The organism is Haloarcula nitratireducens, assembly GCF_019599505.1.
The window spans coordinates 1-25,083 of record NZ_RKLT01000003.1; the positions used below are offsets into that span (position 1 = coordinate 1).

Annotated in this window: 25 protein-coding genes; 13 read left to right on the forward strand and 12 right to left on the reverse strand. The window is 65.8% G+C overall.

The window, feature by feature from the left end; genetic code table 11:
• A partial coding sequence (locus EGH23_RS09920; RefSeq protein ID WP_220579858.1) for a carbohydrate ABC transporter permease occupies window positions 1–622 on the reverse strand: 622 nt, incomplete at its 3' end.
• Window positions 623–655: 33 nt separating this feature from the next.
• Window positions 656–2,104, reverse strand: a complete 1,449-nt coding sequence (locus EGH23_RS09925; protein WP_220579859.1) for an extracellular solute-binding protein — start codon at window positions 2,102–2,104, stop codon at window positions 656–658.
• 121 nt (window positions 2,105–2,225) lie between these two features.
• Here EGH23_RS09925 and EGH23_RS09930 point away from each other — a divergent pair, with 121 nt between their 5' ends.
• The 4 genes from EGH23_RS09930 (at window position 2,226) to EGH23_RS09945 (ending at window position 6,513) form a co-directional block, all read left to right on the forward strand.
• Entirely contained in the window at window positions 2,226–3,002 is a 777-nt protein-coding gene (locus EGH23_RS09930) for an SDR family NAD(P)-dependent oxidoreductase (protein WP_220579860.1), read from the forward strand.
• 287 nt (window positions 3,003–3,289) lie between these two features.
• Complete coding sequence (locus EGH23_RS09935; protein ID WP_220579861.1) at window positions 3,290–4,321, forward strand: galactitol-1-phosphate 5-dehydrogenase; 1,032 nt, start codon at window positions 3,290–3,292, stop codon at window positions 4,319–4,321.
• A 244-nt stretch (window positions 4,322–4,565) separates the two neighbouring features.
• A complete protein-coding gene (locus EGH23_RS09940; RefSeq protein ID WP_220579862.1) occupies window positions 4,566–5,333 on the forward strand; it encodes an IclR family transcriptional regulator in 768 nt (255 codons plus the stop codon).
• A gap of 589 nt (window positions 5,334–5,922) precedes the next feature.
• Window positions 5,923–6,513, forward strand: coding sequence for a 50S ribosomal protein L15e (locus tag EGH23_RS09945; RefSeq protein WP_220579863.1), 591 nt, complete (start codon window positions 5,923–5,925; stop codon window positions 6,511–6,513).
• Window positions 6,514–6,621: 108 nt separating this feature from the next.
• On the opposite strand, the gene EGH23_RS09950 is transcribed toward EGH23_RS09945, so the two are convergent.
• The gene (locus tag EGH23_RS09950; protein ID WP_220579864.1) at window positions 6,622–7,593 is read right to left on the reverse strand and encodes a phytoene/squalene synthase family protein; all 972 of its coding nucleotides are present in this window, start codon (window positions 7,591–7,593) and stop codon (window positions 6,622–6,624) included.
• A gap of 246 nt (window positions 7,594–7,839) precedes the next feature.
• On the reverse strand, window positions 7,840–9,432 hold the full coding sequence (locus EGH23_RS09955) for a bacterio-opsin activator domain-containing protein (protein WP_220579865.1): 1,593 nt from the start codon (window positions 9,430–9,432) through the stop codon (window positions 7,840–7,842).
• A gap of 157 nt (window positions 9,433–9,589) precedes the next feature.
• On the opposite strand from EGH23_RS09955, the gene EGH23_RS09960 reads away from it, so the two are divergent.
• Together EGH23_RS09960 and EGH23_RS09965 are read left to right on the forward strand one after the other, a co-directional pair.
• Entirely contained in the window at window positions 9,590–9,865 is a 276-nt protein-coding gene (locus EGH23_RS09960) for a DUF7562 family protein (protein WP_220579866.1), read from the forward strand.
• Between the two features lie 66 nt (window positions 9,866–9,931).
• Window positions 9,932–11,260: an RNB domain-containing ribonuclease gene (locus tag EGH23_RS09965; RefSeq protein WP_220579867.1), complete on the forward strand. Its 1,329-nt coding sequence runs from the start codon at window positions 9,932–9,934 to the stop codon at window positions 11,258–11,260.
• Window positions 11,261–11,264: 4 nt separating this feature from the next.
• Here EGH23_RS09965 and EGH23_RS09970 read toward each other — a convergent pair whose 3' ends face one another.
• Window positions 11,265–11,621 (reverse strand): winged helix-turn-helix transcriptional regulator, encoded by a 357-nt coding sequence (locus EGH23_RS09970; protein WP_220579868.1) that lies wholly within the window; start codon window positions 11,619–11,621, stop codon window positions 11,265–11,267.
• A gap of 92 nt (window positions 11,622–11,713) precedes the next feature.
• Here EGH23_RS09970 and EGH23_RS09975 point away from each other — a divergent pair, with 92 nt between their 5' ends.
• Together EGH23_RS09975 and EGH23_RS09980 are read left to right on the forward strand one after the other, a co-directional pair.
• Entirely contained in the window at window positions 11,714–12,463 is a 750-nt protein-coding gene (locus EGH23_RS09975; RefSeq protein WP_220579869.1) for an ABC transporter ATP-binding protein, read from the forward strand.
• A complete protein-coding gene (locus EGH23_RS09980) occupies window positions 12,460–14,079 on the forward strand; it encodes a hypothetical protein (RefSeq protein WP_220579870.1) in 1,620 nt (539 codons plus the stop codon). Before EGH23_RS09975 ends, EGH23_RS09980 begins: the two co-directional genes overlap by 4 nt.
• A 6-nt stretch (window positions 14,080–14,085) precedes the next feature.
• On the opposite strand, the gene EGH23_RS09985 is transcribed toward EGH23_RS09980, so the two are convergent.
• Entirely contained in the window at window positions 14,086–14,703 is a 618-nt protein-coding gene (locus EGH23_RS09985) for a transcription antitermination protein (RefSeq protein ID WP_220579871.1), read from the reverse strand.
• Window positions 14,704–14,773: 70 nt separating this feature from the next.
• Between EGH23_RS09985 and EGH23_RS09990 the strand changes: the two genes are divergently transcribed.
• A complete protein-coding gene (locus EGH23_RS09990; RefSeq protein WP_220579872.1) occupies window positions 14,774–15,949 on the forward strand; it encodes an MBL fold metallo-hydrolase in 1,176 nt (391 codons plus the stop codon).
• On the opposite strand, the gene EGH23_RS09995 is transcribed toward EGH23_RS09990, so the two are convergent.
• A complete protein-coding gene (locus EGH23_RS09995) occupies window positions 15,946–16,239 on the reverse strand; it encodes a DUF6432 family protein (RefSeq protein WP_220579873.1) in 294 nt (97 codons plus the stop codon). The genes EGH23_RS09990 and EGH23_RS09995 overlap by 4 nt on opposite strands.
• A gap of 246 nt (window positions 16,240–16,485) precedes the next feature.
• Between EGH23_RS09995 and EGH23_RS10000 the strand changes: the two genes are divergently transcribed.
• Window positions 16,486–17,364, forward strand: coding sequence for a DUF7093 family protein (locus EGH23_RS10000; protein WP_220579874.1), 879 nt, complete (start codon window positions 16,486–16,488; stop codon window positions 17,362–17,364).
• A 38-nt stretch (window positions 17,365–17,402) separates the two neighbouring features.
• Complete coding sequence (locus tag EGH23_RS10005) at window positions 17,403–17,795, forward strand: DUF5611 family protein (RefSeq protein WP_220579875.1); 393 nt, start codon at window positions 17,403–17,405, stop codon at window positions 17,793–17,795.
• Between the two features lie 209 nt (window positions 17,796–18,004).
• Here the strand turns inward: EGH23_RS10005 and EGH23_RS10010 are convergent, their stop codons facing one another.
• From EGH23_RS10010 to EGH23_RS10025, 4 genes are all read right to left on the reverse strand, one after another.
• On the reverse strand, window positions 18,005–18,772 hold the full coding sequence (locus EGH23_RS10010) for an ABC transporter permease (protein ID WP_220579876.1): 768 nt from the start codon (window positions 18,770–18,772) through the stop codon (window positions 18,005–18,007).
• 31 nt (window positions 18,773–18,803) lie between these two features.
• On the reverse strand, window positions 18,804–19,748 hold the full coding sequence (locus tag EGH23_RS10015; protein ID WP_220579877.1) for an ABC transporter ATP-binding protein: 945 nt from the start codon (window positions 19,746–19,748) through the stop codon (window positions 18,804–18,806).
• Window positions 19,749–19,844: 96 nt separating this feature from the next.
• Window positions 19,845–20,204, reverse strand: a complete 360-nt coding sequence (locus EGH23_RS10020) for a cell division protein SepF (RefSeq protein ID WP_220579878.1) — start codon at window positions 20,202–20,204, stop codon at window positions 19,845–19,847.
• Between the two features lie 112 nt (window positions 20,205–20,316).
• Window positions 20,317–20,796, reverse strand: a complete 480-nt coding sequence (locus EGH23_RS10025) for an RNA-binding protein (protein WP_220579879.1) — start codon at window positions 20,794–20,796, stop codon at window positions 20,317–20,319.
• A gap of 542 nt (window positions 20,797–21,338) precedes the next feature.
• Between EGH23_RS10025 and EGH23_RS10030 the strand changes: the two genes are divergently transcribed.
• Complete coding sequence (locus EGH23_RS10030; protein ID WP_220579880.1) at window positions 21,339–23,144, forward strand: vWA domain-containing protein; 1,806 nt, start codon at window positions 21,339–21,341, stop codon at window positions 23,142–23,144.
• Between the two features lie 138 nt (window positions 23,145–23,282).
• The gene (locus EGH23_RS10035) at window positions 23,283–24,194 is read left to right on the forward strand and encodes an ABC transporter substrate-binding protein (RefSeq protein ID WP_220579881.1); all 912 of its coding nucleotides are present in this window, start codon (window positions 23,283–23,285) and stop codon (window positions 24,192–24,194) included.
• Between the two features lie 12 nt (window positions 24,195–24,206).
• Here EGH23_RS10035 and ubaA read toward each other — a convergent pair whose 3' ends face one another.
• Entirely contained in the window at window positions 24,207–25,022 is an 816-nt protein-coding gene (ubaA, locus tag EGH23_RS10040; protein ID WP_220579882.1) for an SAMP-activating enzyme E1, read from the reverse strand.
• Window positions 25,023–25,083 lie beyond the last annotated feature (61 nt).

The following is a 25,083-nucleotide window of genomic DNA, read 5'->3' on the forward strand; positions in this document are numbered from 1 at the left end:
AGGCCTCGACCAGCGTGTCGGGCACCGACGAGAGGCCGGCGTAGAAGATGATGAACATGAACGGCGTCCAGTTCCACGTGTCCAGTAAGATGACCGTCAACAGCGGGATGTCCGAGAGGAAGTTCGGTGCCGCGAAGGGAGTCAGCGTGTTGATCACATAGGGGATGATGCCGATCTCGCTGTTGAGCATGATGCGACCGATCGTCGCCATCGAGACCGGCGCAACCGCCATCGGGACGATGAACAGGACCCGGTAGAACGACTTCGTGCGCCCCGACTCGACGCCGGAGACGAGCGCGGCCAGCACGAATCCGAGGACGGATTCGAGGAACAGCGCGCTGACGACGACGGTGATGGTGACGACGAACGAGTGGAACGCGCCGCCTCTGGTGAACGCCGTCCGGAAGTTGTCTAACCCGGCGAACTCGGCCTCGAAGACGTTCAGCGTGGCTTCCTCGATGAGCGCGAGGTAGAGGTCGTAGGCGCCGGGGAAGAAGGTGATCATCACCATCACCAGCACCATCGGTGCCATGAACCAGTACGGGAGGTAGTCGTTCCAGACGTCCCGCAGGCTCCCGAGGGCCGTGTCGTCCGTCGTTTCTGTCTGCGTTGGTGTACTCATTATGGTAGTGTGGCTCGGATTGGTTCGGGCGGGTTACCCGCTGTAGATGTCTTCGGCGATCTCCGCCGCCCGGGTCATCGCTTCCTCGGCGGACTTCTGCCCGGCGATGGCTCGCTGGAGCTCCTCGGAGTAGCGCTGGCCCCACTGGGGGTACTTCCGGTCGAAGGGGTCGGGCTGCGCTTGCTCCAGGGAGTCGAGCGAGACCTGCGCGAAGTTCTCGCCGACGCGCGAGCGGAACTCCTCGTTCTGCCAGACCGACCGCCGGACCGAGTAGGCCGCGCTCTGGTTCAGGTGTACCCAGGTGTTCGTCGGTTGCGACGTCGCCCACAGCATGAAGAGGAAGCCCTGTTCGGAGTTCTTGGCGTTCTTCGACGTGGACAGCTGCCAGTTGAACGCGTTCGGGCCGAACTCGCCGTCGGCCGGTCGCGGCGCCTTCGCGACGCCGATGGAGTCGGCGACCGACGAGTCGGAACCGGTCAGCGCGGGCCAGAACAGGTTGGCGTCGGCGACGATGTGACCGGCGCTGCCCTCCTGCATCGTCGAGAGCACGTCGGACCAGGTCATCGCGGAGACGCCTTCCGGACCGTACTCCCGCAGTATCTTGGTGTACCACTCCGCCGCGTTGATGACCGCGTCCGTATCGAGACCGGAGTCCTCCGGGAACGAGGTCCAGAGTTCGCCGCCGTACTCGCGGATGAACGTGTTCAGGATGTAGATGTTCATCCCGTACCCCTTCTGTCCGCGACCGACGGTGCCGACGATTTCGGACTCGTTCTCGTGGATAGTCTTCGCGTTCTGTCGGAACTGTTCGAGCGTCTCGGCGACTTCGAGCCCGTGCTTCTCGTAGAGGTCCTTCCGGTAGAACTGCGTCTGAACCTCGACCGTGATGGGAACGCCGGTCCAGTTGTCGCTGTACCCGCCGCCGTGGGCCTGCCAGCGAGACGACTCGAAGAGGTCGTCGGGCTTCCACCAGTCCTCGTCGTAGAGACTGCTGTCGTTGAAGTATTTATCGAGCGTCTGCAGCCACCCCTCGTTGCGGAACTGGTTGACGACCTGGTCCATGAAGAAGACGTCGAACTGCCCGGCCCCGGTGCTCACGTCGGTCTGCCGCTTGGTCCGGAACTGCTGTTCGGGCAGGACGTTCCAGACGACGTCGATGCCGGTCAGTTCCTCGAAGACGGGAACGGCGGGTTTGATGTTATCGACCCACGCGTGATTGACGGCCCCGACGTTTATCTTCGAGCCCTCGAACTGCTTCCAGTCGATGTCGGCCCCGGTGTACTTATCGAGCGAGATCGGCAGGTCGCCCGATGCATCATCGCTCCCGGTACCGCTCGACCCGTTACCGGTCGACCCGCCGCCCCCGCCGTCGCCGCCGTCACCGCCTCGCGTACACCCAGCGAGACCGCCGAGGAGGCCGACGCTGGCCGCTTTGATGAAGCTACGCCGCTTGTGCTGACGTCGATTGCGCTCGCTTGTCATTGGTCTCCGTCTCACCTCCCAACGAATTTCTCATGAGCAATAAAGTTAATCATTTGTAGAGCATGATACACGTTATCCCACCCGCAATCATTATATACCATAGGTGAAAACCGATTCCCGTATGGAGTACGACTTCACAGACCAGACCGTCCTCGTCACCGGAGCCGGGAGAGGGATGGGGAAAGCGGCGGCGAAGAAGTTCGCAGAGAACGGCGCGAGCGTCGTCGTCAACGACCTCGACGCCGAGGTCGCCGAATCGACCGCCGCGGAGATTCGAGCGAGCGGGGCCGACGCCGTCGGTATCGGCGCCGACGTGAGCGACGAGGCCGAAGTCGCCGCGATGGTCGAGACGGCGACCGACGAGTCGGGCACTATCGACGTGCTGCTGAACAACGCCGGCGTCGGCGACGCCGGTCCCTTCCTCGACGAACAGTACGACGACACGTTCCAGTTAAACCTCGACGTCCACCTCCACGGGTCGCTGAACTGCATCCGCGAGGTCGTCGACGGGATGGTCGAGCAGGGCTACGGGAAGATCGTCAACACCACCTCGATCCACACCAAGAACGCCGTCGGGATGTCGCCGGCCTACGACGTGGGCAAGTTCAGCCTGCTCGGCCTGACCAAGAGCCTCGCGCTGGAACTCGGCCGGGAGGGGATCCGGGTCAACGCCGTCGCGCCGGGCTGGGCGGACACGCGGATGACGGACGAGTTCAGCGACGCCGTCACCCAGCAGATTCTGGACAACAACCCGCTCGGGCGGTTCGCGGACCCGGAGGACGTGGCCAACGCGATGGTGTTTCTCGCGTCGCCGGCCAGCGACTACGTCAACGGCCACGAGCTCCGCGTCGACGGCGGGCAGGTCCCCATCGACAGCTGGCGACTGGACGACCGATAGCCCCACAGCGACCCCAGCAACAAGCTATTTATCTCGTGACCGGAATAGTGTCTCCCGTTGGACCGAAGCGTCGACTGTCGTCACCCATCGGTAACGGTACCCGGACGGCGTCGAACCCACAGCCATCAGCGGCGAGACGTGACGTACCGTGACGTGACGGTCGCTATCCGGTCACGTCACCCGAGAGACGGAGCGGCCGAACCCGAGAGCGCACCTATGAGACCTGACAGACACACTCCGAAACGCACCGAGCGACCGACTACCCGAGACGCCGAGGGAGGCAGCTGATGCGCGCATCGACACTGACCGACGTCGGCGAGATCACTGTAGAGGAGCGCGAGCGACCGACCCCGGCGGCCGACGAAGTTCTCGTCGAGGTCGGTGCCTGCAGCGTCTGCATGACTGACTACCACATGTACCACGGGACCTTCCCGATCGAGACGCCGCTGGTGCCCGGTCACGAAGCGGCGGGCACCGTCGCCGACGTCGGGGACGACGTCACCGGCTTCGAGGCGGGCGACCGCGTCGCGGTCAACCCGACGGTCCCCTGTAACGCCTGTTCGTACTGTAAACGCGGCGAGACCCACCTCTGTGAGAACAACACCAGCATCGGCGGCGCGGGCGACACCATCCTCGACGGGGCGTTCGCCGAGTACGTCCGCGTCCCGGCGATCAACGTCGAGGACATCGGCGACATGTCCTTCGAGCGGGCCGCGCTGGCCGAACCGCTGGCCTGCTGCGTCCACGGCGTCGAACAGGTCGATCTCACGCCGGGCGACAGCGTCGCCATCATCGGGGCCGGTCCCATCGGGCTCTTACTGCTACAGGCGTTCCGCAACGCCGGTGCCGCCCCCGTCGTCGTCTCCGAACTCGACCCCGAGCGGCGCGAGCTCGCGGCCGAGCTGGGCGCGGACGCCGTCGTCGATCCCGACGAGGTCGACCCCGAGGAAGCCATCCCCGAGGCCGCGGGTGGCCCGGTGGACATCGGCGTCGAGGCCATCGGCCTCGTCCCGACCATCGAGCAGGCCAACGCGGTGACCGCCAAGGGCGGGTCCACCCTCATCTTCGGCGTCCCCGAACAGGACGCGACGCTGGAGGTCAGCCCGTTCGACGTGTTCTTCGACGAAGTCGGCTATCGGGGGTCGTACTCCCTCACCACCGAGGACTTCGAGCGAGCGATCACGATGCTCCGGTACGGTCGCGTCGACGCCGACTCGCTCGTCACGGAGCGAATCGGACTCGACGAGTTGCCGACGGCGTTCGAGCGGATGGGCGACGCCGAGGGGTTGAAGAAAGTCGTCGTCCCCGACCGCGACTGACCGCCCCGTAGCGACGTGCTCACTTCCCTCTGTGCAGTCTTCCTACGTAGCCGGGCCGCTATTTCCACGTCGTGAGGGGGACCTGTTCTTCTCTACAGAACGAATAGATTTCCGCAGCTACGCGCGCAAACGAACCCCATCCATCCGAAAAATCGTGATAGATTCGGCATGCGAATAATTAACAAAGTCGATAGCGTTCTGCTCTAAAGAACAACCTTTTCACCGTCCCGTTCGTAGCGTGCGTATGGACGACACACCGGAGTACGCCGTCGAAGCGACCGGGACCTCGCTGTCGATCCTCGAAGCGCTCGTCGAACACGAGGAACCGCGGGGCGTCACGGCTCTGGCCGACCGCGTCGACGTCTCGAAGAGCGTGGTCCACAATCACCTCTCGACGCTGCGCGCACGCGGCTACGTCGTCAAGCGGTCCGACGGCTACGAGCCGTCGTTGCGGACGCTGAATCTGGGCAACCGGACGCGGGAGAAACTGCCCGTCTACCGGGACGCGAAGCAAGCTCTCGACAACCTCGCGGCCGCGAGCGGCGAGACGACCACGCTGTTCGTCCTCGAAGCGAACGCGGGCGTCCCGGCGTACATCTCACAGCCCTCGAACGGCTGGGACCCCGAGTTTCGGGAGGGCGAACGGCTCCCGATTCACGTCAACGCGCCCGGGAAATCGATACTGGCCTCGCTGTCCGACGACCGCGTCGAGGCGATATTAGACGGCACTCGACTCCACGCACAGACGGAAGCCACGATCACCGACGCCGACGCGCTCGAAGACCAGATCAGCCGCATCCGAGACGACGGCATTGCGTTCTGCAGAGAAGAACAGTACGAGGGGATCGTCGGCGTCGCCGCACCGATTCAGACGGGCGAGGAAAATTACGTCGCCGCGCTCGGCGTCTGTGGCCCCGTCGACCGACTGAGCGGCCGATACCTCGAAGAGGACGTCACCGGCCAAGTGCTCAGCACTGCGAAGTCGGTGCAGGTCACGCTCACGAGCAACTGACAGCGACCTATCGAGTATATAACACTGGTACGTTCGTTATTCCCCTCTCCATTCCGGTGTCCGTCCGATGACGATACGCTCCTCAAGGCAGCTTCATTTCGACGATATTCCCCACCATCTCAGCGGTTTTATCGATGTAGTATTCACCGATTCAGAATACTCTCTCTAAATCTTCCGTTCCATATTCTTTTTATCCCCTTTCACGAGTAGAAATGCAGTGAGTGTCAAGATATATCTGGATATGTATGTCTTTAGAGAGTGACAGCGACATCTCTCCTTCGGAAACGGTGCGGTACCCGCACAATCCCCGTATGTGCGGCTGGGCGGGATGAGCGCCGGGCTCGACTCCGACGGTTCACCGCCTCTCAGCCATCGCAGTCCGTACGCTCCTCGCGACCGTTACCCACTGCCAGGCCGCCGCACGCCCGACCGCAGTTCGAACTGTTTAAGGGCGCGAATACGGAACAGTCGATAACTCGCTGGACGACGGGCACCAGCGGGCACCTGCGTGTGCAGGTCGGGATGTGAGCCGCCGACGCGACGTTCGTCGCGGGCGACTTGAACCACGCAACGCCCGTGGTGAAACACAATGGCACGAAGTGCATACTCGTACATCCGAGACGCGTGGCAGAGCCCCAAGGAAGGCAAACTCGCCGAGCTGCAGTGGCAGCGACAGCAGGAGTGGCGCGAGCAGGGCGCGGTCGAACGCATCGAGCGCCCGACCCGCCTCGATAAGGCCCGTTCGCAGGGTTACAAGGCCAAGCAGGGCGTTGTCGTCGCTCGCGTCTCCGTCCGCAAGGGGAGCGCGCGCAAGCAGCGCCACAAAGCCGGACGCCGGTCGAAGCGCCAGGGCGTCACGCGCATCACCCGCCGGAAGGACATCCAGCGCGTCGCCGAGGAACGCGCGGCCCGGGTCTACCCGAACCTGCGCGTGCTCAACAGCTACTCCGTGGGTCAGGACGGCAGCCAGAAGTGGCACGAGATCATCCTCGTCGACCCCGAGCATCCGGCCATCCAGAACGACGACGACCTCTCGTGGATCTGCGAAGACCACCAGGCCGACCGCGTCTTCCGCGGGCTGACCGGTGCCGGCCGTCGCAACCGCGGCCTCGACACGAAGGGCAAGGGCGCAGAGAAGACCCGGCCGTCGATCCGCTCGAACCGCGGCAAGGGCAAGTAAGCGACCGGTCGCGCTCCCGTTTTCCGCACCGCTTTCTCTCGACTTTCCTACGTCGCTCTCGCTACCGGCGGTTCCGAGCGTCCCCGGCGTCCGGAAGACCGGCGGCCGCTACCCGCGCCACGCCGGGTGACCGTGGCTGGCGACTTCCGTCGGCGTCGTCCCCGAACCGCGCTCGGAGACGGCGCTGACGGCGTAGAACGTCGCCTCGGGGTCGCCGTTGCGCCGCCAGTGCCACCACGTCCGGGCCAGAAGCCAGAGGCGACGGCGGCGGGTCAGTTCCGGCGTCGCCGTGAGCACGTCGTACCCTCGTTCCCGGATGAGCCGATGGTGTTCCGCGTACAGCACCGCCGCCAGCAGGACGCCGAACTGGCAGTCCTCGGGCAGGTAACGGATGCCCGTGACGCCCTCGCGATACAGTTCCTCCGTGCGAGTCAGCTCCTCCTCCATCACCGCGCGGAACGCGTCGTCGACCTCGGCGTCCGCGAGTTGCTCCTCGGTGACGCCGTGCCGGGAGAGCGTCTCCTGTGGGAGATACACCCGGCCGTAGTCGCGGATGTCCTCGCGCACGTCCCGGAGGAAGTTCGAGAGCTGAAACGCCTCCGCCAGCGCCGCGGCGTGAGGAAGCGCCTCCTCCTTGCCGGGCGGGTCCATCACCATCGTCATCATGTTGCCGACGGCGACGGCCGACCCTCGCATGTACCCCCGAAGGTCCTCGAACGTCTCGTAGCGGGCCTGTTCGATGTCCATCTCCATGGCGTCGACGAAGACGTTCACCTCCTCGTCGGGGATGTCGTGTTCGGCGCGGAGGTCCCGAAACGCCGAGAGGACGACGCCGTCGTCGGTGTCGTCCGGTTCGCGGTTCCCGAGGGCTGTCTCCCGGATCGCTTCGAGTCGCTCGTGCTGAACGGCCGGCGACGGGCCGTCGGGTTGATCGACCACCTCGTCCGCGATACGGAAGAAGGCGTACATGACGTAGGTCGGATAGCGGATGCGTTCCGGAAGCAGGCGCGTAGCGAGGTGAAACGTCCGACCGGTCTGCTGCTGGATCGATTTGCTGGTTCGGATATTATCAGATTGCATTGAGTTCTGGCGACGGGATGGTGGGTGGGTGAGTGGTACTCGAATCGCGACGGCCGCGGCAGGGAGCGTAGTCGGTTCTCGTCCGTCGTCGGTAGTTCGGGCCGCGATTCATGTCACGGGTCCGATATCAGAGGCCCGAGTGACACTTCGTCTACATACACGTACGGAGAGTACGACTTTAAACTGTGTGCCCAACTGCTTTGGACGAGTCACGGCGTCCGCCGGGTCGTCGACGCCGGGAGCGCCTCACCACGTCTCGAAGACGGCTTCGAGCAGTTTCCGCTCGCCGGCGCGGAGGTGCTGGTGGAACGTCGAGGGGCAGATGTCCATCGATTCGGCCAGTTCCTCGCCCGAGATGTCGCGGGGCCACTCGAAGAAGCCGCCGAGATACCCCTTGCGCAGCGCCGTCAACTGGCGGTTGGTCAACTCGTCTTCGAGCGTGGCGAGAAACGCCTGCCGCGACATCGGCGGTTCGTCGCGGTCACGGACCGACAGCAGGTCCGTCCCGGGGTAGGCGTCCCGGACGTGTTCGACGACGGCGCGGGTCTCGGTGGCGGCCGGAAGCACCGCGGTGACGACGGCGTGGTCGGGCGTGACGACGATGTCGCGTGTCTCGGCCCCTCGATCGGCCAGTAGCGAGACGACGGGCGGGTCCGCGACGGCGAACTCGAACAGCGACGTCGACTCCGTCGTCGAGACGTGCGTGACGGCGCTGACCTGCGGGTGGTCGGCGGCCGTCGCACACACCGCCGTGGGGTCGTCGGTCTCGACGAGGAAGAACATCGCCGACTCCTCGTCGCCCGCGACGCTGCCGCCGTACTCCATCCGACAGCCCAGTTCGCGGGCCAGCGAGAGGAAGAAGACGTCGTCGTCGCGTATCTGGAGCTCCAGTTCGGTGAAGTTGTCCGCCCTGAGCAGGCGGCTGGTCTCCGTCGCGTCGATCGCCGTCGAGACCGCCTGTCCGACGGCTCCGAGGACGGCCCGTTCGCGCGGGTCGAACACGTCGCCTCTGTCGGCGTACACCGTGAGCACGCCGTACAGGGACTCGCCCGCGACGAGCGGAACAGCCGCCAGCGACGCGACGTCCTCGCCCGCGAGTTCGCGGTGGACGGCGCGTATCTCACCGGTCTCGACCTGAATCGCTTCAGTTCGGGCGGCGACCGCGACGGGGTCGTCGTCGGTCATCGGGATGCCGACGTCCGTCCCGTCGCCGTCGGGTCCGGCAGTCGACACCGCCGCCGGGCGAAGCGTCTCGTCGCGGACGTCGAACTCGGCGATCCACGCGAAGCGGTACGAATCCACGGACGCCAGCCGGTCGACGACCGCCTGCTGGATCTCCGAGCGCGACCCCGCGGTCATCACATCGCCGACGACCGCCGTGACGAGTCCGTCGAGTCGGTCGAGGAGGTGTTCCAGTTTCGAGCGCTCCGCTTGCAACTGCTCACTGCGGCGCTCGGCGTCCAACTCCGCTAGTTTCCGCTGTGTGATGTCGACGTGCGCGACGACGACGCTGCCCGCTTCCTCGGGCGGCAACGGCGCGACGCGCATCAGAAACCACTGTTTCTCTTCGGCCGTGTGACACGGGTACTCCAAGGTGAAGAGGTCCCGATCGCCGTCCATGACCGCCTTCAGCCCCGCGACGGCCTCGGCGGCGTACTCGTCGGCTTCGACGTCCGTCGTCTCGAAGTAGTTCACCCCCTGCATGTCGCCGTTGTCCACCCCGGCGAACTCCCGCCAGGCGCGGTTCGTCACGAGGATCGTGCCGTCGTCGTCGAGGACGGCGACGTTGATGGGCAGCGTATCGAGCGTCGCACGCGCGAGTGTCTCTGGTGGCTTCATCGCGGTAGTTCCGGCGCAGGTGGGCCGATAGCAGGTGTAATGGCGGCATCCGAATAAACGTGTGGACGGCCGGCCCCATCAGATGGGTATCGAGAACGTCCCCCGAGTAGTTGCCCGGGCGGAAAAATCTATACCGTGGCGGACGCTATCTCGGCGTATGTTCGGCTCCCGGACAGACCGGGAGATGGTGACCTGCATCGCCTGCGGGGAACGCCTCTCGCGGTCGGACGCCCGCGAATACGACAAACACGGCGACCGATGGGACCGCCGCGATAAGACCTTCGAGTACGTCTGTAAGACCTGTTTCGGCGAGATGTCCCGCCACCCGAGAGGCGACCTCGAAGCGACGCTCGACGCCGCCGGAGCCGGGGAGACCGACCGCGAGACGTTTCTGGAGCAGTTCCGAGAGCTGTCTCGGAACGAGTCGGAGTGAGCGCGAGCGACCCGCCGAGATCACCACCCCGACAGTCCTAACTACACCGTGGGCGTAGCCGGGGGCATGACCACCGAAGACGCCCAGGCGGCCGCCGGGACGCCGGAGGGGCAGGGCCCCGTCGAGATCGACGAGGAGGTCGCCCGCCATATGGAGAACAAACGCGAGGAACTGTTCGAGAAGTTCGGCATCCGCGACGAGTTCCCGCCCGAGGTCCTCGAAGAGGCCGAGAAGCGCACCCAGGAAGTACAGGCCGAGATCCAGGACGAGGGCGAGGAGCGCCGAGACCTCCGCGACCTGACGACGTGGACGACCGACCCCATCGACGCCCAGGACTTCGACGACGCCATCTCCGTCGAGGAGCGCGACGACGAGTACGTCCTGTGGGTCCACATCGCCGACGTGACCCACTACGTCAACCCCGACACCGCGATGTGGGACGAGGCCGTCGAGCGCGGCAACACCGTCTATCTGCCCGGCTACACCATCCACATGCTCCCGCCGGTGCTCGCGGAGACCGTCTGCTCGCTGGTCCCCAACGAGGATCGACTGGCCCACACCGTCGAGATGCACCTCGACAAGGAGGATCTGGGCTACGACGAGATCGAGATCTACAAGTCCATCATCGAGAGCGACGCCCGCCTGACCTACACCGAGGCCGAGAACCTGCTGGACGACCCCGACAGCGCCGGCGACCACTTAGAAGACGATAGCGTCGATCTCGCGGAGAAGACCCGCGAGGTCTGGGAGCTGGCCGACCGGATGCACGAGCAGCGCAAGGAGGAGGGGTCGCTCGTCCTCAACCCCGCGCGGGACCGCGCCCACACCATCATCGAGGAGTGCATGCTCAAGGCCAACAAGGCCGTCACGCACGAGCTCATGTGGGGCCGCGGCGTCGAGGCGATGTATCGGGTCCACCCGCAACCCAGCCCCGACGAGTGGGACGAGGCGCTGGTCGAGATTCAGGAACTCGACGGCGTCTCCATCCCCGGGTCGGCGTGGGACGACCCGCGCAAGGCCGTCAACGCGACGCTCGAAGACGCCCCCCAGCGCCAGCTCGATAAGATCCAGTGGGCCGTGATGAAGGTGATGCCCCGCGCGAAGTACATGAACGACCCCTTCGGCGGCCACCACGCGCTGAACTTCGAGATATACGGACACTTCACCTCGCCCATCCGCCGGCTCTCGGACCTCATCAACCACTGGATCGTCTACACCAACGACGTGCCCGAGGACCTCGTGGCGCTCTGTGACCGGGCCAGCGACCGACAGAAGGATGCCGAACAGTGCGAGCGCGAGTACAAGCAGTTCTTAGAGGAGATCGGGCTGGACCCGTCGGCGGTGAACAACCGCGGTATCGAGGTCGTCGACGAGGACGAGGAAGCGGAAGAGTAGCGAATCAGGACGACGCTTCGCCCTCGGGGAGGTACTTCCGACTCCACTGCCACAGTTCCTCGATGACCGGGCCGAGGTCGGCCCCGGCGTCGGTCAGGGCGTACTCGACGCGAACGGGTTTCGCGTCGATGACGTCGCGGCTAACGACGCCGGCGGCCTCCAGGTCGTCGAGCGACTCCGAGAGCACCTTATCGGAAATACCCTCGACGGACGCTTTGAGGTCGTTGAAGCCGAGGGGACCCTCTCGCTGAAGGATGTGGATCAGGATCGGATGCCACTTCTTGCCCAGGATCGCGGTCGCCCGGCGGAGTTGCCGGCGTTCGCTGACGCGCCGTCCCACCCCCTCCCCATCGGAGTCCATGCTTTCGCGTTCAGGTGGGCCGAACATATAGGTACTGGCGGCGGTCGGGCAAGTGGACAAGACCTATTGAGCGGTCGGTCGGCATCGGAACTATGTGCCCTCCACCAGCGATCGCCACGGAGAACCTGACCAAGCGTTACGGCGACGCCGCTGCCGTCACCGACCTCGACCTGACCGTCGAGTCGGGCGAGGTGTTCGGCTTCCTCGGCCCGAACGGGGCCGGCAAGACCTCGACCATCCGCATCCTGACGACGCTGACCGAACCCACCTCGGGGTCGGCCCGCGTCGCCGGCCACTCGGTGAGCGACCGCGCGAGCGTCGTCGAACACATCGGCGTCTTACCCGAGGAGCCGCCGCTGTACGAGGAACTCACCGGCCGCGAGCAACTGGAGTACATCGCCGGGTTACGCGGCTACGAGAACTGGGACCGCGTCGAATCCCTCCTCGAACGGTTCGGTCTCGCCGAGGACGCCGACCGCCGCGTCGGGACGTACTCGAAGGGGATGAAACAGAAGGTCGGGCTCGTCCAGGCGCTGTTACACGAACCCGAGGTGCTCTTTCTGGACGAACCGACCAGCGGTCTCGACCCGCGGGCGGCCCGGACGGTGCGTGACACCATCAGCGAGGTCGCCGCGGCCGACACCACCGTCTTCCTCTCGACGCACATCCTCCCGGTCGTCGAGGAACTGGCCGACACCGTCGGCGTGCTCTACGACGGCGACCTCGTGGCCGAGGGCGCACCGGCCGACCTGACCGACGACGTCGAGGCCGGCAGCACGCTCGAAGACGTGTTCCTCGACGTGACGAGCGAACAGGAGCACGAGCGACCGGCGAGACGATGACGCGGCCGAACGCCCGCCGCGTCCGCCTCGTCGCCCGGACCGAACTGCGCCGGACGTGGCGCAACCTCCGCGAGAGCACCCGCGGCGTCGTCATGCTGCTCGGTGGCGGACTCATGGTTCCCCTGTACAGCCTGGGGATGGGGGCGCTCGCGTACTTCGGCGGGAGCGCGCTCGCGGAGACCGGTATCCGGCAGCTGCGCTCGGCCGCACTGAGCGTGCTGGCGATGCTGCTCGCGCTCGTCGTCTTCGTCGAACTCCAGCGCTCGGCGAAGCAGGTCGGGGAGCCCGACGGGCTCGACGGCCTACTGACCACGATTCCCTACGTCGACGTGCTCGCGGGCGTCCTCACCGCCGAGTTCGCCCGGATACTGGGCGCGCTCGGACTGCCGTTGCTCGCGCTCGCCGTCGGGCTGACGGCCGGGACCGGCCGCCCGCTCGTCTTCCCGATCGTCCTGCTGACGACGCTGCTCGTCACCGCGCTGGGCGCGCTCCTCGGCTACGCCGGCGGGCTGACGGTGAAACTCGCCGCCGCTCGCTCGGCGTTCGTCGCCCGGCACCGCGCCAGCGTCGGCTCGATCGCCTCGATAGGTCTCGTCGTCGGCTGGATCGGTCTCTCGACGGTGTCGTCCGTTCAACGGTCGGTACTCCGTGCGGTCACCCACTCGCCGCTCGCCTGGGTCACCGACGTCGTCCTCGTCGCGTTGCCGAACGTGTCGGCCTCCCCGCTGGCGGCGGCCGGCGGTTGGGCACTCCTCCTCGGGAGCGTCGTCGCCGCCGCCGTCGGGACCAAGTGGCTCGCCCGAGCGGTCTGGTACGTCGACCCCGTACAGCCCGACCGCGAGTTCGACGCGGACGAGCGGACGCTCTCCGACCGCCTCCTCACCGGCCGCGTCTCGACGGCGACCCGCGTGGTCGCCCAGAAGTCCTGGCTCCGGGCGAAGCGCTCGCCGTTCACCGTCCAGTTCGCCGTCGCGCCGCTGTTCCTGCTCGTCTATCGGGGCCGGTTCCTGCTGACCGGCGGTCCGGTCCCGGCGACGCTCCCGCTGACGGCGGGACTGGCGAGCGCCTCGGCGTTCGGCGCGGCGTTCACGCTCAACCCGCTCGGCGGCGAGGAGCGCGTCCTCCCGCTGACGCTGACGGCCGACGTCTCCGGCCGGGAGTTCGTCACTGGCCTCGTCCTCGCGGGCGTCCTCCCCGGGCTCCCCGTGACGATGGCCCTCGTCGGCGGTCTCGGCGTCGTCGCCGGGCTCGGACCGGCCGCGCTCGGTACCGTCCTCGCCGCTGCGTCCGTCGCGACGCTCGCCGCCCCCGCGGTCGCCGCCGGGACGGGCATCGTCTTCCCGAAGTTCGAGACCTCGTCGGTCCACGGCCGCGAGGTGACCGTCCCCAGCAGCTGGGCGTTCCTGTCGTACTTCGCCCTCCTCGCCGTCGCCGTCCTCCCGACGAGCGCGGCGTTCCTGTTCGCCGTCGATCCGCCGTTCTCGGTCTCTTTTCCGGTCGAAACGCCGCTCTTACTCGGCGTCGGCTTCGGCGTCACCGCCGTCCTCCTCGGTGCGATCGGCGGCCTCGGCTACCGCTACGCCGCGAACCGCGTCGCAACCTACCGCCTCCCCTGACCCGGCTCAGCAGGTCGGCTTCGGGTCCAGTCCCATCTCGGTCAGCGTCTCGGCGTACTCCTCGTACGCGACGTCGATAGCCTCGACAGCCGCGTCTCGGGCCGTCTCGCGGCCCTCGTCGTCGAGTTCCGCGAGCGCGTCTCGCGCCGGATCGAGGTCGCTCGCGGCGGTCCGCATCTCTCGGAACGCGTCGGCGCTGCCCTCGTCGGCCTCGTTGACGAAGAAGCTCACCACCTGCAGGTAGAACCGGTCGGCGACCAGCGGAGACGCCACGAGTCCCGCTCCGATTTGTTCGGCCGTTCCGTCGACGGTTTCGAGATGCGCCGAGAGCGCGTCCGTCTCGGCGTCGGCCGTCGTCACGTCGTCCCTCGGAATACGGTCGGCCCGCTCGCTCGCCGCCGACGCCGCGGCGTCGAACGCGTCCGCGATCGCACCTTCGCTCTCGTCGGCCCACGCGGCCAGCGCGCTCGCTCTCCCGCGTTCGCGCGTGACCGCGGCCTCGCGGACGGCATCGCTCGTCAGGTCCGCGCCCGTCACCGCGACGAGCAGCTTGTCCGACCCCAGTCGCTCCAGTCCGCTCGCGCTCGCCTCTCGCACCGCGTCGAGTGTGTCGGCCGCGTCCATACCGACGAGAGGGGCGCTCGACGCATAGAACCCCCGCCCGATTTATCGCCCGTCGGCACCTACTCCGCGTATGGCCGAGGAATACCCCGACCCGCCGGCCGACCACGCGTCGCTGTCGGCGGCCGACCTGAAACGCCGCCTCGACGCCGGCGACCCCGTTCGCCTGCTGGACGTTCGCGACCGCGACGAGTTCGAGCAGTGGCGCGTCGACGGGCCGTCGGTGACCGCGACGCAACTGCCGTTCACTAAGTTCCTGCAGGCGAAGGTGACCGACGGCGTGGCCGACCTCGCGGCGGAGATCGCCGGCGACGGCCCTATCACGGTCGTCTGCGCTCGCGGCGAGTCGAGCGCGTTCGTCGCCGGGCTCCTGACCGACCACGGTTTCGACGCCCGCAACCTCGCCGACGGAATGGAGGGCTGGGCGCGTCTCTACGAGAGCCACGAAGTACCCTGCGACGACGCTACCGTCCTCCAGTACCAGCGCCCCTCGTCGGGCTGTCTCTCGTATCTGCTCGTCAGCGACGGCGACGCCGCCGTCGTCGACCCGCTCCGGGCCTTCACCGACCGCTACGTCGCCGACGCCGCCGACCGCGACGCCGCGCTCCGCTACGCCGTCGACACCCACGTCCACGCCGACCACGTCAGCGGTCTCCGCGAACTCGCCACGGGCCACGACGTCGAGCCGATGTTGCCGGCCCGCGCCGCCGACCGCGGCGTCACCTTCGACGTGACCGAACTCGACGACGACGCCGAGGTTTCCGTCGGGTCGGCGGCGCTCGACGCCGTTTCACTGCCCGGCCACACCACCGGCATGACCGGCTTCGCCGTCGGCGACGTCCTCCTCACCGGCGACAGCGTCTTCGTCGAGAGCGTCGCCCGCCCCGACCTGGAGTCCGACGCCGACGGCACCCGCGACCTCGCGCGCTCGCTGTACGAGACGCTGACTCGGCGACTCGCCGACTTCCCAGACGAGACGCTCGTCGCACCCGGACACTACTCCGAGAGCGCCGAGCGAGCCGACGATGGGACCTACACCGCCCGCTTGGGCGATATCCGCGAGCGTCTCCCCGCCTTCGAGATGGACCGCGAGACGTTCGTCGAGCGCATCTGTGCCGACATCCCGCCGCGGCCGGCCAACTTCGAGCGCATCGTCGCCGTCAACCTCGGGACCGACGACGCCGACGAAGGCACCGCCTTCGAACTCGAACTCGGTCCGAACAACTGCGCGGCCGCGCCGATGGATTAGAACGGGAGCCGCCGACGGAGCCGGTCGAGCAGCGACGTCTCCTCGTCGGTTTCGGCCGGCCCGACGACGTCCTCGTCGGGCAGGATGACTGTCCGCTCGCCGTTGTCTTCGACCTCGATGAGACCGTCCTCTTTGAGCGCCGGGAGCGCTCCCTCGATCTGGTCGATGGTCACCTCCGCCCGCGACCGGATCTCGAACACCGTCATCCCCTCCTCGTGGCGGTCCGCGAGCGCGTCGAGCACCGCGACCTCCGTCTCGTCCCGGTCGCGATACTCCGGCTTCGCTCTCATATGCCCCTCTATACCCGGATGGCTCTTGTCTCTGTCCCTCGGTCCGCCCAAATGAGAATGCGATCTCGGGACTACTGCGCGGGCCGCCCCTCGAAGCGGCCGCGTCGAGCGGGCATTGCGCCGACTCTATTTCCGCCGGCGGTGGGAGCGTAGCGAGGCGACCCCGGTCGCGAATCGCTATCCGCCGGATTACCTCGCGCAGCCGACAGACAGGGTTTAAGTAGGTCACGGCGGCAATCACTGACAATGGGTCTCAAATGTTCCGTCCTCGGGCACACGTACGGTGAGACCACCGTAGAGCGCGAGCGCGAAGAGCAGGGTAGCGAAGTCGTCATCACCATCCAGGAACGGGAGACCTGCGAGCGGTGTGGAAAGACGCGTATCGTCTCGGAGAACAAGGAAGTGACCTCGATCGAGACGCCCGCTGACATCGCGGGCGATATGGTCGACGACGGAGACGAGAGCGAACCGGCAGCCGACGAGGAATCCGCTGCGTCGAGCGACGCCATCGATTCGTTCGCTAACAGCGAGCCGCTGGGGAGTCCGGAGACGGAGACCGACGAAGCGGAGCGAGACGACGGCGAAGATTCGGCGTCCCAGCCGGAAACAGCGGCGGGGGCCGACGTCGAGACCGAGACTGAGACCGAGGCGGTCGAACCCGACGCCGACGACGCGGAGATCTTAGACGATAGCGACGACGACGACCGACGCGGCGACAGCGAACTGGAGAACCCGACGACGGACGTGACGGTGTCCGACGCCGAGACGGGGGAGTCGGTCACCGACGACGAGGCCGACCCGGAGACGGACGACGCCGTCATCATCGACGGTGACGAGGACGACGCGGGGGGGACGACCGACCGCGAACCCGGGCAGTGGCCCGAGGAGCCGGGCGACGACAGTGAGGACGATGGGTGGCGGCCCGAGACGGATCTGACCGCAGCGGAGCCCGTCGACGGGTCCGCTGCGGCCGAGTCCGAAGAAGGCGAGGCGATCACCGTGCCGGCGGGGCAGTTCCGCTGTCCGGAGTGCGGGTTCACGACTGGCGTCGAGGCGAGTTCGCTCAGGGAGGGGGACTTCTGCCCGGAGTGCCACAGAGGCACACTGGTCACCGGTAGCGAGTGAACGCAAAGGGTAAGACGGGGCCTCGCAAAACGAAGCCCATGCGAGAGTACAAGATGCGGCGGGGTGAACACCTCGAAGACCGCGTCCCGGACATGGAAGCGTTCGTCGAGGAGCACTTCGGCGAGGTCACGGACACAGAGGAACACAACGGGAGCGAACTCCTCGTGGTAGACGAACCGGACAACCCCGTGTTCGACCGGGTCGTCGCCGGCACCGTCAGCTTCGGCAGCAAGAAGGACAAACTGGCGCTCCACATCGACGAGAAGCCCGCTGAGGAGGTCATCGCGGAGGGGCACGTCGACGCCGCCGAAGACGCCGTCACCGTCAAGAACGACTTCTTGGAGGGCGCGACCGGCCGCGACGCGAAGGCGCGCCGGGACTCCCTCAAGCGGTCCGTCGAGGACGACGCCGACAAACCCGACAACGTCTGAACGCGACACTATTTTCCGGCAGTCGAGAGCGGCGCAGCGTTATGCATAAATACGTACATGTCATATGTTCACACACGCCCTATCCGGAGGCGCACGAAATATCCGGGTCGTGGAGTCACCGAGCGGTGACTCGACGTGGCACCCTGTCATAGTTTGCCGCCCCGCCGGAGGCGGACCCAATCCGGCATTCGAGCACGTCCGCTCCGTTTTCAGTCCACCAGTCCGTAGCCGCGTTTGACCAGCAGGAAATCGACCAGGAGGACGGCCACGGCCGCGATCGAGAGGACGGCCAGTGACGTGTTCGGATCGATCTCAGTGACGCCGATCATCCCGTAGCGGACGCCGTTGACCATGTAGACCATCGGGTTCAGTAAGGACACCTGGCGCCACAGCGGCGGGAGCACGTCGAGCGAGTAGAACACCGCCCCGAAGAACACCAGCGGGCGGAGGATGAACTGGTTCATCACCGTCAGATAGTCGAAATCCGTGGCCCAGAGTCCGCCGATGACACCGAGCCCGGCGAACAGGACGGTGATAACCAGGAGGAACGCGACCGTGTAGAGCGGGTTCGCCAGCGGGACCGAGGTGAACACTACCCCGACACCGATGATGAGCAGCGACGTGATCACTCCCCGGAGAGCGCTCGCCGCGACGTAAGAGACGACTAACTCACCGTGGGACATGGGCGAGGTGATCACCTCGTGTATGTACTCGTTCCATCTCCCGTGGAAGATGGAGAACGACGCGTTCTCGAACGAGTCCGAGATGGAACCCAGTACGACCAGACCCGGGAGGACGAACTGGATGTAGCTCACACCGGCGATCGCACCGATTCGGTTCCCGAGGATCACCCCGAAGACGGCGAAGTACAGCGAGTTCGTCACGATCGGGGGCAGGAACGTGTTGTAGGGTCGCCTGACGTATCTCAGTACCTCGCGCTGAACCAGCGTGCTAAGTTGCGTGTAGTTCGTACTCATGCGATCACCCCGTCGTCCGCGGCATCGGGGCTCACGCCGACACCTCCGCGTAATCGCGGTCGTCGCGGGTCAGGTCGACGAAGACCTCTTCGAGCGACGCCCGGCGGATGTCCAACGACGTGACCGTGTGGCCCTGTCGTTCGAGTTCCCGCATGATTGCGGGGGCGGTCTGGCTCCCGCCGGCGGCGGTGACGCTGAGGCCGCCGTCGGTGACCGTCACGTCGCCGACGCCGTCGACGTCCAGTCGCGGCGGGCTCGTCGGCGGGTCGGCCAGTTCGAGTGCGATGGTGTCGGTGCCGCGGGCCATCAGGTCGTCGGGAGCGGCGACCTCGACTTTGCTCCCGCTGTCCATGATGGCGACGCGATCGCAGAGCCGTTCGGCCTCCTCGATGTAGTGGGTCGTCAGCAGGATGGTCGTCCCGGCGTCGTTCATCCGGTTGATGATGTCCCAGAGGTCGTGGCGCAACTGCACGTCTACGCCCGCCGTCGGTTCGTCGAGGATCAGCAGGTCCGGGTCCGAGACGAGCGCTCGCGCGAGGACGAACCGCCGTTTCATCCCGCCGGAGAGCCAGTCGAAGCGAGTGTCCCGCTTCTCCCAGATGCCGACGGTCTTCAGGGCATCTTCCGCTCGCTCTCGGGCGGCCTCCTTGCCGATACCGTGATAGCCCGCCTTGTGCTCTAAGACTTCGATGATGGGGAAGAACCGGTCGACGTTGAACTCCTGTGGGGCGAGGCCGATTCGGTCGCGGGCCTCGCGGTAGTCGTCTTCGACGTCGAAGCCGAACACCTCGGCGGTGCCGCCGTCCTTGTGGACGAGGCCGACGAGCGTGTTGATGAACGTCGTCTTGCCCGCGCCGTTGGGACCGAGCAGCCCGAAGAACTCGCCGCGTTCGACGGTCAGGTCCAGTCCGTCGAGCGCCCGCACGTCGCCGTAGTCTTTCCGCAGATCTCGCACGCGGATCGCCGGAGCGGTCATTGTCTACGCAAACGCAGCGACACCGAAAAGCGCGTTGAACGCGGCGGAACGGGCGGCCTATCCGCGTGAGAGAGTATCGAACGGAGAGCGGTCCGGTTACTGCCCGAGTCGCTCGCGCGAGATGACCACGTCGCTCGGCGTGATGATGAGCTGGTCGTCGTCCTTCTGGACGATGTCGCCGCCGACCTCGTTGGCGACCTGCTTGAGCTCGTCGCTGATGTGTTCCATCGTGCGGTCCTGCGTGGAGTGGCGCGTGATGTCGGCGATGACGATGTCACCGTCGTAGACGGCGTCTTTGATGTCGATGACGTCCTGCTTGTCGCTGATGCGGGCGATGCGGACCTGCCGTTCGGCCTCCGCGCTGGCGGTCTCGTACTCGTTGGCCTGCAGTTCGACGTAGTCCTCGGTGTCGCGGGACGAACCCGTCTCGCCGAGAATCTTGCTCATCAGTCCCATGTCTCTCAGGGCGAGCGCGACCGGTTTCAAGGTTTCGTCAGACGAAGTCCCGTGCCAGACGACCGTCACGGAGCGTTCTTCGGCGCGATTCCTCGGTCGGTGTCGGGGCGGACTACACCGAGAACTCGAAGAGATCGTCTCCGACGTGGTGAATCGACTCGACGACCTTGCCCGAATCGCCGACCATGTCGTCGCCGTCGGTCTTCGCGCGCCCGATCGCGAGGAACTTCCCGTGGGACTCCTCGTTGATGACGACGAGGTCGTCCGCCTCGATGTCGGGGTCGGCCTCGGTGATGCCCGGCCGCATCACGTCCGCGCCGTCGGAGACGAACGACACCGCGCCCGCGTCGACGGTGATGACGTGTTGCTGTGGCGGGTAGACGTTCGCGCCCTGAACCGTGAGGAAGGGGTCCTCGTCCACGTAGAGGACGTGCGGTTCGCCGTCGACGAGGACGACGTCCCAGTCGCTGTCCTCGAACTCGACTTTCTCGAAGCTATCGGCGTCTAGTTCGACGCCGAGTTCGTCGGCCAGCGCCGACTCGATGGCGTCGACCTCGTCCGAGCGGAGGTGGTGCCGGGACTTGACGTTCATACGAACCCCTGCGACGCGGCCGGGCGTAAGCGTAACGAACGACGGGCGACTGTGAGTCGATGAAGGGTGTCGAAAGCGAGCGATTTTGCATCTGGGACTCGTCTCCACTTACCGTCGGTTCGAAGTAGCCGGCTACTTCATGACCAATTCCGTGGTATCCCGTGGTTAGTTGTATCAGTAGTGGAATAATAGAAGGTTACGTTCGGACGGCGTCGTTCATCGAACCGCGATAATACTTGACATAACCCGCGGCTTCACGAATGTACGTCCATATTTACAATTGTTTAGTGCGATTAACAAATAGCGGTGGTCCCGTACTTCCAGTCGGTGATAATCAGTGTCAGCGGCAACTCGACTACCGGAGAGCGGAGAATGGACCGAGACGCGATTCTCGCTGACCGCGACCAGTAGATATGCCCGATAACAGAAACGCCGCGAAGGAAGCAGACAAGTCGAATAGTCACGACACCGCCAGACCGAGTCGGCGTTCGGTGCTCTCTGCGGTCCTCGGAGTCGCCGGGTTACCGAGTGCAGGTGATCTAGTGGCTGCGCAATCGGACGAACGCGAGTTCGTCGATATTCTAAGCGCCGACCCGAGCGAGTATCCCGAAGTACTGCTCAGCGTAATCGTCGACACCGAGGCCGGACGAGCCGGAGAGCTATCGGAGAGCGCCTTTCAAATCATCGAGAACGGGGTCGAGCGAGCGGTCGAGTCGTTTAGTTTCACCAGTACTACCGCAGACATCGTCTTCGTGTTCGACGATACCGGCAGTATGGGTGACGAGATCTCCGCGATGAAATCGGGCGTCAAATCGCTGACGACCGAAATCGAGAGCGCGGGGATAGACGCACGGTACTCTCTCGTCACGGTCAAGGATGATTTCGAGATTAACCGGCGGTTCACAGCCGACGCTGACAGACTGAAGCGCACTGTCGACCGACTCGCACCGGCCGGGGGCGGTGACGCTCCGGAGGACAACTTCGACGCCATCGTACGTGCCCTGGAGATGGATTATCGGCCGAGCGCACAGAAGGTGCTAGTCGACATCACCGATTCGACCTCGCACTACGCGGGCGACGGCTCAGGCCGGTCAGACTACACACTCGACGAAGTAGCGGCTCGGATAGAGAATCGCGGAGTAGCGTACGTCGCGATTGCACCTGATATCGACGACGACCGAGCGAGCAAGAAGACGCTTGCCCAGACCACCGACGGGCTGTGGATAGACTTAGCTAGCGCGGATTTTAGTCGGATACTGCGGCGAATCCGACGTCTCGTAGCGACTGCATACGTAATCGTATACATCACCGAGACCCGGCCCGGTGAAAGTCGAAGCGTCAGTTGCCGGGTCGAAGATCCAAACAGGGGGTTCGGAATCGATAGTACCTCCGTCAACGTACCATCCGACATATCGGGCCGAACCAGGGTATTCCGAATACTGTCGACGACGGAAGACGCGGAGGTATACTATCAGTTCACCGTCGCCGGAGAGGTAGAGAAAACGACCGTCGGGGAGAACGGGATCTCGGCCGACAACGACGACACCATCGTTTCGACCGAGGACGGCATCGTGACGGTCGAGGGTTCGACGGGCGACGGGGCCGGCGACGCGTATTCGCTCACAGGCGAGCTACGGTCGTTCGAACGAACGCGTGGCGAGTCGGGAGTCCGGCTCTTCCTCGGAGATGAAGAGATAACCGACGAGTATATCGACGAGCCGGACACCTTCGAAATTATATCCACCGATTCAGATTCGGAATTTACCTACGAGTTCGTCGTCGAGGGCGACGTTCGCCGGGCCCGAACTTCCGAAGAGATCACCTCGATAGGGGAGGACAACGACCAGATCAGCGAGTCCAGAGACGGAAGAATCACCGTCTCGGGCGAGACGGGGAATCTAGAGGGCGACGCGTTCGAAGTGACAGGCGATATCGTCTCGTTTCGGAAGACCAGTGGCGAATCCGGGTTCGAGCTCCGTCGAAACGGCGAAACCGTTACGGCCGAGCTGACCACTGGAGCGGACGAAACCGAGGGTTCGGACGAGTCGGGTACGCGATTCACGTTCGCGATCGTGTCCACGACGGAGGACGCGGAACTTACGTATCAGTTCCTCGTCGACGGCGAGGTCCAGCGGACCGAAGTCTCTCCGGACATCACGTCGCTGGACGAAGATAACGATTCGATTAGTGAAGATGACGAGAGAGTGTCTGTGACCGGTGAAACGGGCAACGAAAAGGGAGACGCCTATACCGTCAATGGCGAGATAATCTCCTTCGAGAAGCAGAGCGGTGAGTCCGAATTCCGACTCGAACGTGACGGTAGAGATGTTACTGACGAGTTCACCTAATGGCGAGAAGACGACCGTAATCCGCCGCCGGTGGAACGCAGTGCAGACATCGGTACGAAGCCGAGAGCGCGCGACGAACCGATGCTAGAACCGAGCGTCGGGACGGAGACTTTTCTTCTCGGGTCCCGAAACGATGGTATGCGCGTCGTCACGCTGCTCCCCTCTGCCACGGAGATCGTCTACGCCCTCGGGGTCGAACCGGTCGGCGTCTCACACGAGTGCGACTATCCGCCGGCGGCCCGCGAGGTGCCGTCGGTCAACCGCTCGCGGGTCGACCCCGAGGCGTCCAGTAGCGAGATAAACGAACAGGTCGCCGACGCCGAATCGGGCGACGGCGTCTACGCCATCGACCGCGAGGCGCTGGCGAGCGTCGACCCGGACGTGATCGTCACGCAGGGCGTCTGTGACGTCTGTGCCGTCGACCACGTACTGGTCGAGGACGCCGTCGCACAGTTGGACCTTGACGCCGACGTGGCGACGCTGGACGTCCACAGCCTCGCGGATCTCTTCGAGTCCATCCGGCGCGTCGGCGCGGCCATCGACCGCGAGGCGGCGGCGACCGATCTCGTGGCCGGCCTCCGCGAGCGCGTCGCCGCCGTCGAGTCGACCGTCGAACGGGCCACCGACACGCCCAGCGTGGCCGTCCTCGACTGGCTCGACCCGGTGATGGTCGCCGGTCACTGGGTTCCGGAGATGGTCGAGAAAGCCGGCGGGACCTACGGGATGGAGGAGGCGGGCGCGCACTCCCGGCCCCGCGAGTGGGAGGAAGTTCGTGCGTACGACCCCGACGTGCTCGTCGCCGCGCCCTGCGGCTTCGATATCGAGCAGACCCGCGAGAACCTCGCCGACGTGACCGGGCGGCCGGGCTTCGACGACCTGAGGGCGGTGCGCGAGGGGCGCGCGTACGTGATGGACGGCCACCACTACGTCAACCGCTCGGGGCCGCGGCTCGTGGACACGCTGGAGTATCTCGCCGCGGTAATGCATCCCGACCTGTTCGACGCGCCGCCGCGGGACGCCGTGCAGGAACTGCCGGCGCTCAGGGCGTAGCGTAAGTCCGAGTCACTCCCCGGTCAGCGCACAGCGCCCCTCGTAGCTGGCGTCGGTGACGCTTTCGATAGCCGGCTTCGACCCACAGACCGGACACTCGGGATTCGGTGCGATGGGGACCTCGTCGACGCTCATCTCGGCGGCGTCGTAGGCCAGCAGGCGGCCGTCGAGCGACTCGCCGTAGCCGAGCGCGAGTTTGACGACCTCCGTCGCCTGCAGACAGCCGATCGTACCCGGGAGCACGCCCAGCACGCCCGCCGTCGAGCAGTCGGGGACGGTGCCCGCCGGCGGCGCTTTCGGGAACAGACAGCGATAGCACGGGCCGTCACCCGTGAAGGTCGTCACCTGCCCCTCGAAGCGGAACACCGCGCCGTGGGAGAACGGGACGCCGGCGAGCGTACAGGCGTCGTTGACGAGGAACCGCGTGGCGAAGTTGTCGGAGGCGTCGACGACGATGTCGTAGTCGGTCACGAGGTCCGCGGCGTTCTCGGCACCGAGTCGTAGTTCGTGTGCCTCGACGGTCACGTCGGGGTTCAGCCCCGCGACGAACTCGCGGGCGCTCTCGACTTTCGGGCGGCCCACGTCGCTGTCCCCGTGGATGACCTGTCGCTGGAGGTTCGAGCGCTCGACCACGTCGTCGTCGACGATGCCGAGCGTCCCGACGCCCGCCGCCGCGAGGTACTGCAGGGCCGGCGCGCCGAGGCCGCCCGCGCCGACCACGAGCACCGACGAATCGAGCAGCGCCGCCTGTCCCTCCGGCCCCACGTCGTCCATGATGATGTGCCGGGAGTAGCGGTCGAGTTGCTCGGGGTCCAGATCCGGTCGCATACGCGAGCGTAAGTCCGTGCTCGGGGATAAGGTGTCGGATAGCGCGTCGGAAACCGGGAGC